This is a genomic window from Thermoanaerobaculia bacterium, from assembly GCA_018057705.1.
Taxonomy (GTDB): domain Bacteria; phylum Acidobacteriota; class Thermoanaerobaculia; order Multivoradales; family JAGPDF01; genus JAGPDF01.
In genome coordinates this window covers 1-9,776 of record JAGPDF010000110.1, presented here as the reverse complement: position 1 = coordinate 9,776, position 9,776 = coordinate 1, and the positions used below count along the sequence as shown (strand labels likewise).

Annotated in this window: 6 protein-coding genes and 1 pseudogene; 6 read left to right on the top strand and 1 reads right to left on the bottom strand. The window is 69.9% G+C overall.

Features of this window, described 5'->3' with window-relative positions; translation table 11 throughout:
• From KBI44_20115 to KBI44_20105, 3 genes and pseudogenes are all read left to right on the top strand, one after another.
• Window positions 1–1,434 (top strand): M36 family metallopeptidase (locus KBI44_20115; protein MBP9146787.1); only part of this gene is annotated, 1,434 nt, incomplete at its 5' end.
• 103 nt (window positions 1,435–1,537) lie between these two features.
• Window positions 1,538–3,109 carry a S8 family serine peptidase gene (locus KBI44_20110; protein ID MBP9146786.1) on the top strand — a complete coding sequence of 524 codons (1,572 nt, stop codon included), beginning with the start codon at window positions 1,538–1,540 and terminating at the stop codon, window positions 3,107–3,109.
• A pseudogene (locus tag KBI44_20105) lies at window positions 3,109–4,455 on the top strand (M36 family metallopeptidase). Before KBI44_20110 ends, KBI44_20105 begins: the two are co-directional and overlap by 1 nt.
• A 1,129-nt stretch (window positions 4,456–5,584) precedes the next feature.
• Here the strand turns inward: KBI44_20105 and KBI44_20100 are convergent.
• On the bottom strand, window positions 5,585–7,342 hold the full coding sequence (locus tag KBI44_20100; GenBank protein ID MBP9146785.1) for a hypothetical protein: 1,758 nt from the start codon (window positions 7,340–7,342) through the stop codon (window positions 5,585–5,587).
• A gap of 304 nt (window positions 7,343–7,646) precedes the next feature.
• On the opposite strand from KBI44_20100, the gene KBI44_20095 reads away from it, so the two are divergent.
• The 3 genes from KBI44_20095 to KBI44_20085 are packed head-to-tail and all read left to right on the top strand — an operon-like array spanning window position 7,647 to window position 9,389.
• Complete coding sequence (locus KBI44_20095) at window positions 7,647–8,042, top strand: hypothetical protein (protein ID MBP9146784.1); 396 nt, start codon at window positions 7,647–7,649, stop codon at window positions 8,040–8,042.
• Complete coding sequence (locus KBI44_20090) at window positions 8,039–8,782, top strand: ankyrin repeat domain-containing protein (GenBank protein MBP9146783.1); 744 nt, start codon at window positions 8,039–8,041, stop codon at window positions 8,780–8,782. The genes KBI44_20095 and KBI44_20090 overlap by 4 nt, the downstream gene beginning before the upstream one ends.
• Window positions 8,783–8,789: 7 nt before the next feature.
• Complete coding sequence (locus tag KBI44_20085) at window positions 8,790–9,389, top strand: M23 family metallopeptidase (GenBank protein ID MBP9146782.1); 600 nt, start codon at window positions 8,790–8,792, stop codon at window positions 9,387–9,389.
• Window positions 9,390–9,776 lie beyond the last annotated feature (387 nt).

The following is a 9,776-nucleotide window of genomic DNA, read 5'->3' as shown; positions in this document are numbered from 1 at the left end:
TTCGTCTGGAACACGATGCTCTGGGAGATGTACTGGGCGCTCGTGACCGAGCACGGCTTCGACTCCGACCTGTACACCGGCACCGGCGGCAACAACCTCGCGATGCAGCTGGTGATCGATGGCATGAAGATCCAGCCCTGCAGCCCGGGCTTCGTCGACGGCCGCGATGCGATCCTGCAGGCGGACGTCGCACTCACCGGCGGAGCCAACCAGTGCCTGATCTGGGAAGCCTTCGCCAAGCGCGGTCTCGGCTTCGGCGCCTCGCAGGGTTCCTCCGGCAGCGCGGCGGACGGGACCGCGAACTTCGACGTACCGACCTCCTGCACCTTCGGCACCGTCGGTCCCGACGTGCGGGTCTGCTCGACCGCCGGTTCGCACGTTCAGCCCATCACCGTCGGCCCGGCCTACACCAGTGCGCCGGTCGACATGTCGGCGACCGGCAATCCCGCCGGTTCGACCGTACTCTTCAGCCTCGACCCGGTGCCGACCGTTCCGAACTCCACCAACCTCACGGTGGGCAGCCTCGGCGCAGTCACCGCCGGGACGTACACCATCACGGTCACCGGTGACGACGGCGTCGACATTCACAACGAAAACTTCGATCTCACGGTGGATACGACTCCGGCCGCCGCGACGACGCTCGTCTCCCCGGCCGACAACGCGCCCGGAGTTTCGACTATCGCGCCGCTCTCCTGGACGGCGGTCGCAGGGATCACCAGCTTCGACGTCGAAGTCGACGACGACAGCGATTTCAGCAGCCCGGAATTCTCGACCACGGCCGCCGGGACCTCGGTCATCGTTCCCGGCCTGCTCGCCGAGACCGTCTACTACTGGCGGGTGAAGGCGACCAACGGCTGCGGCGGCACCTTCACCGCGACGCGCTCCTTCACGACGGCGGCCGAGTACTGCGTGGCGCCGGGGGCGGCGATTCCGGACAACCTTCCGGCGGGCATCAGCAGCAGCATCATCATCCCGCCGGGCGGCGCGATCATCGCCGACATGAACATCTCGGTGAAGGCGACCCACACCTGGCCGGGCGACGTGAAGCTGACGATGTCGCACGGCGGAGCGCCGGTCGCTTTCTACGACCGGCCCGGTGTGCCGGCGTCGACCTTCGGCTGCTCCACGGACAACGTCGACGTCACCATCAACGACGAAGGCGCCTCGGGCAACCTCGAGACGACTTGCAACGCCAGCGCACCCGGCATCAGCGGTGACCGCGTCGGCGGTGATCCGGCGAACGCCACCCTGCTGCAGGCGTTCGACGGTGTCTCTCTCTCCGGTACCTGGACGCTGGTGGCCTCGGACCTCGCCGCCGGCGATACCGGTACCCTGACCGAGTGGTGCCTGCTGCCGACCTACGCCGACCCGACGGTCTTCATCGGCGACTTCGAGATCGGCGACAGCTCGCTCTGGAGCATCACGGTTCCGTAACCGTTCCGGACTTTCGGGTAGTACCCTGCGGCCGGCCCTTCACGGGGCCGGCCGTTTTTCTTGCGTGCTACGCTTCGCGCTTCCATTCCGGGTGAGACCTTCGATGCGCATCTTCGACCGCTCCTTCGCCACTGCGTTGCTTTTCGCCGCCTCGGCCATTGTCGCCTCCCCGGCCATCGCCGAGGTCTGGGCCGACAAGGTCGATCCCTGGGTGCTCGACCAGCTGAAGCGCTCCCCCGCAGGCGAGAGCGAGTTCCTGATCGTGCTCGCCGAGCAGGCCGATCTCGCCGGTTCCGCCGCGCTGCCCACCAAGGTCGCCAAGGGCCGGTATGTCTTCGAGAGACTGCGCGCGACGGCCGCGCGCACCCAGGGGCCCATCGTCGAGGAGCTGGCGCGCGCCGGCGTCGTCCACCGGCCGTTCTGGATCGCGAACCTCATCTGGGCGCGAGGCGACGCCGGTGCCCTCGCCGCCATCGCTTCGCGCCCGGACGTCGCCGGCATCGCGGCGAATCCGTCGGTCGCCGCCGAGCGCCCCCGGCCCGGAAGCGACGCCGGATCCACCACCACGGCGGGCGCTTCACGCCTGGTGCACGTACCCGGCGCCGTGGAGTGGAACCTCACCCAGGTCAACGCGCCGCAGCTCTGGGCGCTGGGCTACACCGGGCAGGGGGCGGTCATCGCCGGGCAGGACACCGGCTACGACTGGACCCACGCCGCACTCCAGGGGAAGTACCGGGGCTGGGACGGCGCCAACGCCGACCACAACTTCAACTGGCACGACGCCATCCACGTCGCCGGCAGCAGCTGTGGCGCCAATTCGCCGGTACCGTGCGACGACAACTCGCACGGTACCCACACCATGGGCACGATGGTGGGCGACGACGGAGCTGCGAACCAGATCGGGATGGCGCCCGACGCCCGATGGATCGGCTGCCGCAACATGAACTCGGGAGACGGCACGCCTGCGACCTACACCGAGTGCTGGCAGTGGTTCCTCGCGCCCACCGACCTCGCCAACCAGAACCCCGATCCGGCGGCGGCTCCGGACGTCATCAACAACTCCTGGGGCTGCCCGCTGAGTGAGGGCTGCGACACCAACGCCACGAACGCGATGAGGCTCGTGGTCGAGAACGTGCGCGCCGCCGGAATCGTGCCTGTGACCTCGGCAGGCAACAGCGGCTCCTCCTGTTCTTCGGTCTCGACGCCGGCGGCGATTTACGACGCCTCGTTCACCGTCGGCTCGACCACCAGCACCGACGCCGCCTCGAGCTCTTCGAGCCGCGGCCCGGTGACGGTCGACGGCAGCAACCGGATGAAGCCCGATATCTCCGCCCCGGGCAGCAATGTCCGCTCTTCGACGCCGGGCGGGAGCTACGCCTCGTTCAGCGGCACCAGCATGGCCGGGCCGCACGTCGCCGGGCTCGTGGCTCTGCTCCTCTCGATCGACCCGGCGCTCGCCGGCAACGTCGACCGGATCGAAGCGCTCCTTCGCACCACCGCCTTTCATCCGACGGCGGTGTCGCAAGTCTGCGGCGGCGTCGACACGAACGTCTTCCCCAACAACACGTTCGGCGCCGGCCGCATCGATGCGCTGGCGCTCTATACCTTCTACGTCCTTTTCCGCGACGGCTTCGAGAGCCAGTCGACCGGCGAGTGGTCGGTGACCGTCTTCTGATGCTTTCCCTCATGAACCGGCGAACTCGCAACCCTGAAGGAGCGAACCCGAACCGCTCGCGAGGCTGGAGGCTCTCCGCGCCGCTCACGCTCGCCTTCTTCGCCGCCGGGCTCGAGGCCACTCCCGCCGCGCCGGGAGACCCGGCGGGGGCCGGCAGCCCCAGCTACCAGGTCTATGAGGTGCCGGTCGAGTCGCCGCTCCACTCGGTGCCGCCGGCGCCCGCCGACGGCCGCACGGCGGCGATCGATCCGGCGATCGCCGCCGCCTCGCCGTTCGGCTGGCACGACACGGACGGCCTCTCCGGGCCCGAGTTCACCACCACCCAGGGCAACAACGTTCACGCCTATACCGACACCGACGCCAACAACATCCCGGATCCCGCGAGCTCTCCGGACGGCACGGCGGCGCTCCTCTTCCATTTCCCGCTCGACCTCTCCCTGCCGCCCGCCGCCTACCGCCCGGCCTCGGTGACCGAGCTCTTCTACTGGAACAACATCGTGCACGACCTCTTCCACGGCTTCGGTTTCGACGAGGCCGGGGGGAACTTCCAGGAGAACAACTACGGCAACGGCGGCCTCGGCTCCGACTCCGTGCAGGCCGAAGCCCAGGACGGCAGCGGCACCAACGGCGGCAACTTCGCCACCCCGCCCGACGGCGGGAACCCGCGCCTGCAGCTCATGCTCGGGACGATTCCCAACCCCGACGTCGATGGCGTCTTCGACAACCTGGTCGTGGCGCACGAGATCGGCCACGGAATCGCCACCCGCCTCGCCGGCGGCCCCGGCAACTCTTCGTGCCTCGCGAACGCCGAGCAGATGGGCGAAGGCTGGAGCGACTACTTCGGTCTCTTCCTCACTCACGAGGCCGGCGACACGGCGACGACACCGCGCATCATCGGCGCCTACTTCTTCGGCGGTGGCCTCGCCGGCCCCGGCATCCGGCTGGCGCCCTACACCACCGACTTCGCGACGAATGCCTACACCTACGGCGACCTGCCGACGGTGGCGATTCCGCACGGCGTCGGCTTCGTCTGGGCGACGGCGCTCTGGGAGGTCTACTGGGCGCTCATCGCCCAGCACGGCTTCAACCCCGACCTCTCCGGCGACTGGACGACCGGCGGCAACAATCTGGCGCTGCAGCTGGTGCTGGACGGCCTGAAGCTCCAGCCCTGCAGCCCCGGCTTCGTCGACGGCAGGAACGCCATTCTCGCCGCCGATACCGTGCTCACTGGCGGCGCCAACCAGTGCCGGCTCTGGGAGGCTTTCGCCCGGCGCGGGCTCGGGGTGAGCGCGGCGCAGGGCTCCGCGAACAGCATCCTCGACGGGACGGAGGCCTTCGACGTGCCCGCGAGCTGCTCCTTCGGCGACGCCGGCGCCGACGCGCGGGTCTGCGCCGCTGCCGGCGAGCATCATCAGGACTTCACCGTCGGCCCGGGCTATGGCAGCCCGCCGGTGGATCTCGCGGCGAGCGGCCACCCGCCCGGCGCGTCGCTCCTGTGGAGCGAAGACCCGGTGGCCACGGTGCCCGCGGCGGTCACGCTCACCGTCGGGAACCTCGGCGCTGTCGCACCCGGGATCTACGACGTCACGATCACCGGCGACGACGGCGTCGATCAGCGCTCCGACAGTTTTGCCCTCACGGTCGACGCGGCGCCCGCCGCGCCGACGGTGCTCGCCCTTCCGGCCGACGGCGCGACGGGGGTTGCGACCTCCGCGCCGCTCGCCTGGACGGCGGTCCCCGGAGTCGCGACCTACGACGTCGAGGTCGACGACGACGCCGATTTCTCGAGCCCCGAGCTCGCCGCGACCGTCGCCGGCAGCGCGACGATCGCCACCGGCCTCGCCGGGGACACGCTCTACTCCTGGCGGGTGCGGGCAAGGAACGGCTGCGGCGGGAGCTTCACCGTCGCGCGCACCTTCCGTACGGCGCTCGAATTCTGCGCTACGCCGGCGCTCGCCATTCCGGACGGTCCCGCGCCGGCCGTGACCTCGACGATCGTCGTCCCTTCGGGGCCGGCAACCCTCGCCGATCTCGACGTCCGGCTGATCGCCACCCACACCTGGGTCGGCGATCTGACGTTCACGCTCGCCCACGGCGGCGCGCCGGTCGTGCTCTTCGACCGGCCAGGCCGCACGGTGAGCGGTTTCGGCTGCTCGGGCGACGACGTCGCCGTCCTCGCCAACGACGAGGGACCGGACGGCACGATCGAGGCGCAGTGCGCGAATCTCCCGGCGATCTCGGGCAACCGGATCGGCGGCGACCCGGCGAGCAGCTCGCTGCTGGCGGCGTTCGACGGCGCGGCGCTCGCCGGCACCTGGACGCTCACGGCAGAGGACGCGGCCGCTGGCGCAACGGGCACGCTGGTCGAATGGTGCCTGCTGCCGACGCTCGCGGTGGATCCGCTCGTCTTCGCGGACGGCTTCGAGAGCGGCACGACCGGCCTCTGGTCGTCGGTCCTGCCCTGAGTCGCCGGCTTCAGACTGCGCGGCGACGGCGGCGCAGGGCGAGGAGGGCGACGGCTCCGAGCGCCAGGGCGGCGACGGCGAGGCCGCCCGCGGAGAGCGCCGGGATCTCGACGATCCCCTGGCCGGTCAACGTCAGGGTCTCCTCGTTCCGCGCCACTTCGATCTCGATCGGGTCGCCGTGGGTGGTCTCGGTCCAGCCCTTGGTGACCGCGACGGCGCGCCAGGCGCGGCGGTAGAGGAGCACCGCGGTCACGTCCACCGGAGTCCCGGCGGGGGTACCCGGCGGAATCGCGAACTCGATCTCGGTGGTGTCGATCGCGCCGGAGGGAATGGTCGTCAGCTCGTGGACACTCTCCGCGTCGATGAACAGCACCGGGCGCACGACCGGTCCAGCGCCGTTGATGCGCCCCTCGAGAACCTTCGCGAAACCTTTCCCCGGCTGGCCGGCGAGGTCGCCCGGCTGGTCGCCCGGCACGTCGTCCGAGCCCCAGAACGGGACGGTCGGGCCGGAGACCTGGGTGAGCTCTTCGCCGCCGATCGAGGCGGTGACCCAGAGGATGGCGTTCCGCAGCGAGATGCCGGTGGGGAAGTCGTGGCCGGCGCCGAAGTTGTCGACCGCGTTCGCGACGCGCACGGTGCCGCCGGCGGTCTCCTCGACCGTGGTGCTGAGGGCGATGTTCGCCGACAGCGTCTCGGGGGTCGAGCCGATGAAGGTGTGGGCGTGGCGCTCGGCGCTCTCCCGGTCGGGACCGCCGAACTCGCAGTTCTGTCCGACCCCTGCGAGCGTCCCCATGTGGCAGTCCTGGCAGGTGCGGAAGCCCGGTCCGGGCGTGCCGTAGGGCGACGCCTGCCACTCGAGGTAGGTGTTCTGGCCGGGCGCGTCGGTCTCCGGGTTGTGGTACTGGTGGCAGGCGGCACAGATCTGGGAGCTCCGGTGGAGCGGCGAGAACGACGGCCGCATCAGCGAGAAGGTGACGTCGTCCATCGGCCCCCAGACGAACTGCCAGGTGTTCTCTCCCTGGCCGGCCTGCGGGAAGCGGAAGCTCGCCTTGCCGCGGTGATTGAGGGCGTTGATGTGGGTCGCGTCGATCGCGTCCATCTGGTGGCAGGCGACACAGATGACCCCCTGCGAGCCGTTCAAGGCCGTCGCCTCGTCGAGGGGCACGCCTTCGGGGCGGGGATCCTGGATGTCCTGCATCGGCGCGTGGCAGGTGGCGCAGAAACCGGTCTCGCCCGGGTCGTGGGTGTTCTTGAAGACGTAGCCGGCGGCGCCCCCCGGCGTACCGGTGCCGGAGAACAGATCGAGCACCCACTTGTTCTGGGCGGTATAGGCGTGGTGCGAGGTCGACCACTGGGAATAGCGCTCGAAGTGGCAGGCGCCGCACTCCGAGACGTCGACCGGCACGTAGGCCGGATCGTCGGCCGCCGGCAGCACCGCCATGCGGATGTCGACGCCGGTGTCGCCGTCGGCCGCCGGGACGCCGCCGATGAGGAAGTTCTCCGGCGCCGACTTGAGGTACGGAATCGACGCCGCGACGAAGACCTGCCCGACCGGAGAAGCCGCCAGGGTGAAGCTCCCGTCCGCCGCGGTGAAGGTCCCCGGCGTCACGAGGTCGGCCTGGATGTGCACGTAGGCGCCGGCGATCGGCGTTCCGGGAGTCCCGCTCCCCTCCACCGTGACGAAACCGGAGATGTCGGCCGAGGCGGCGCCGGCAGCGAGGGCGGAGACGACCAGGGCGAGAGCGACGACTGCAGAGCGGCAGGACATCAGGGATCCCTCGGGAAGAGTTGGCGGATGCTCCATTCTCCGCCAACCCCCGCCGCAAGGCTAGTCTGCATCTGTCACCCACATTCTGCTGCGGCGACCGACCTGCCTGCTCCTGTTGGATGGCACTGGCGACGCATCCACAGGGCGTGAGCACGCCGGCTCGACATACGGACTAGGCGTCGGCGCACGGGCTGGCGTCGTGACGCCCTGCCATCACAGATAGCTGCGACACCCCGCGACGAAGGCGGGTGGGAGATGCCGGCGAGCCCGGCTACAATTCCCGCATGCCAGGCAGGATGCGCGGATGACGCTGCCCACCGAGGCCGCCGATGACCCCGATGCCACCGATGGCACCGATGCCGCAGATCCCGCAAATCACTCCGGTCCCTCCGACGACGCCGCGCGGCGCCACGCTGTGTTGGAGCGCCTCGACCGGCAGCTGTGGCTCTTCGGCACCGCCAACGACGCCGACGACCACCACTGCGGCGCGGAGGGGGCCGAGCTGCGTCTCGCCGCCGCGGCGGCGATTGGCGCCCTGATGCGCGAGCATCCGTTCCTTGCCGAGGTCCTTCCGGGACTCGCGGGCGAGCTCGAGTCGAAGCACATCGAAGGCTTCGGCTGGAGCAACCTCGTCGACGCTCTCGCGGCGGAGCTCGCCGCCGGGAGGGACTCCGCCCCCAGAGGAGGCAAGACACCATGACCCCGCCCGAGCTTCTCGACCGCATCCGACGTGGCCGGACCGATCTCATCTGCGACCTGCTCCAGCTGCCCGGGTGGCGTGACCTGCTGCACGAAGGCGAGGTCAAGGCCCTGCAGTGGTGCGTCTACTACAACGACGTCACGGCGCTCCGGGCGGTGCTCGCGGCCGGCGGCGATGTCACGAGCCTCGATCTCGACTCCGAGCTCCGCCACGCCGCCTTCTTCGGCCATTGGAAGGTCTGCGATTTCCTGCTCGCCCACGGGGCGAACGTGCGCTCGACGGTGCCGGAGACCGGCGAGACGGCGCTCCACGGCGCGCTCGCCAAGGCCGGCCGGCCGTATTACCTCTATGTCGTGCGGCTGCTGGTCGAGCACGGCGCCGAGGTCAACGCCCGCACCCTCCCCGGCCAGGAGACCGGCGCCTTCATGCGCGACGTGCGCACGAAGGGCGAAACACCGCTCCACCGCGCCGCGGCCTACGGCGACGAGGCGACCGTGCAGTATCTCCTCGACCACGGCGCCGACCGCGAAGCGCGCGACGCCCACGGCGACTCGCCGCTCTCCTGGGCGAGCGAGCACCTGCGCCCGGGTGCGATCCTCGCCCTTCTCGCCCACGGTCCGCACCGGATCAGCGACAAGTCCAGGCAGGCGATCACGAGCGACCACGGCGCCGGCTGGGGCTACGGCATGGAGCGCAACTTCCTCGGCGACTACCTGCCCGAGAGTCTGCCCAAGGGCTGAGGCACCGATGCACCGCCGTTTCGCGCGGAGACTCGCTTGGCCCCTCATGGCGACCGCGCTCGCCTGCGACGGCAGCTCGCCGACCTCTTCTCTCGACGACGACAGCTGCGGCCCCTGGCCGAGCCAGGCGAGTTCGCCCTACGTCCTGCCGTACGCTTCGGGCGAGGCGTACACGATGGTCCAGGGCAACTGCTCACCGGGAACGCACGCCGCCGGCACGCGAGACGGCTACGCTTACGATTTCTCGATGCCGATCGGCACGACCGTGATCGCGGCGCGCGGCGGCGTCGTCGCCGAGCTCGAAGAGGGTTTCGAAGACGGCAACGGCGTCGTCTCGCAGGCGAACTACGTGCTCGTCCAACACGACGACGGCACCGCCGCCGTCTACTTCCATCTGACGAGGAACGGCGTTCTCGTCGACCCCGGTCGCGCCGTCCGCCAGGGCGACCCCATCGCCCACTCCGGTCAGACCGGCAGAGCCGGAATCTCGCCCCACCTCCACTTCGGAGTCCTCGGCCGCAGCGGCCTGACGATCCCGGTCACCTTCCGCAACACCGAACCCCACCCCGACGGACTCCAGCGCGGCTCGACCTACCTGGCATTCTGAGCCCGCCCGCACCCCTCGCGTGCCCGTTCGAGTCCCCACCACACCCCTCCCACCCCCCAACCCCTCCTCCATCTCCATCCCCATCCCAGCGCGGCTTATTCGGCAGATTCCGCCGCCTTTCCCACCCCACCCAAACCCCGCCAAATCCCCCCAACTGAAGCAACCAAAGCCCCATGCTTGCCCCGCCAAGCAGATGTGCCACACTGTTATTCCGTCAATGTCACACCAAATGTCCACGACTCATAAGTCGACGAATCGTAGTTAGACGTCATGAGTCTCATTGTTCTCTATCGTCCCGTTGGACCAAAGGAACTGGCTCTGATCGAGGCGTCTGGCTGGCGCGGTTTTCCCCCTCGCCTTCCCGAACAACCGATCTTCTACCCGGTC